At 66.0% G+C, this 520-nt stretch carries 1 protein-coding gene; it reads left to right on the top strand.

What is annotated here, in order from left to right:
* Positions 1-104: 104 nt before the first annotated feature.
* Positions 105-520 (top strand): IPT/TIG domain-containing protein (locus ON29_RS35160; protein WP_217999339.1); only part of this gene is annotated, 416 nt, incomplete at its 3' end.

Genomic DNA, 520 nt, shown 5'->3' with positions numbered 1-520 from the left:
TCGACTCCGCGACACAGATCACCGCGGTCACCCGGCGGGCACGGGGTCCGTGCAGGTCACCGCCACGACGGTAGGTGGACCCAGTAACGGGGTCACGTACACCTATGTCGCGATTCCACGCTGGAGGCGACGGTGGTGCCGAGGTAGGACGGGGTCCGGTCACCGGTGGGACGACGGTCGTTCTCACCGGAACTGGATTTACCGGAGCCACCGCAGTGAGTTTCGGTGTGACACCGGCGATCTCGTTCACGGTCAACTCGTCGACCCAGATCACGGCCGTCGCTCCGGCAGGTACGGGAACGGTGCAAGTCACCGTCACCACCGCAGGCGGAACCAGCAACGGCGTCGCCTACACCTATGTTCCGGCTCCCACCCTGACCACGGTTGTGCCCACTGCCGGTCCGGTCACCGGCGGAACGGCAGTCGTGCTCACCGGGACCAACCTCACCGGAGCCACAGCAGTCACTTTCGGTGCGACACCGGCGGCCTCGTTCACTGTCGATTCCGCGACCCAGATCAC

It is taken from the genome of Nocardia exalbida NBRC 100660, from assembly GCF_000308575.1.
GTDB lineage: Bacteria > Actinomycetota > Actinomycetes > Mycobacteriales > Mycobacteriaceae > Nocardia > Nocardia exalbida.
Note: the sequence above shows the minus strand (reverse complement) of the source record. Positions and strands in the feature narration are given on the sequence as shown.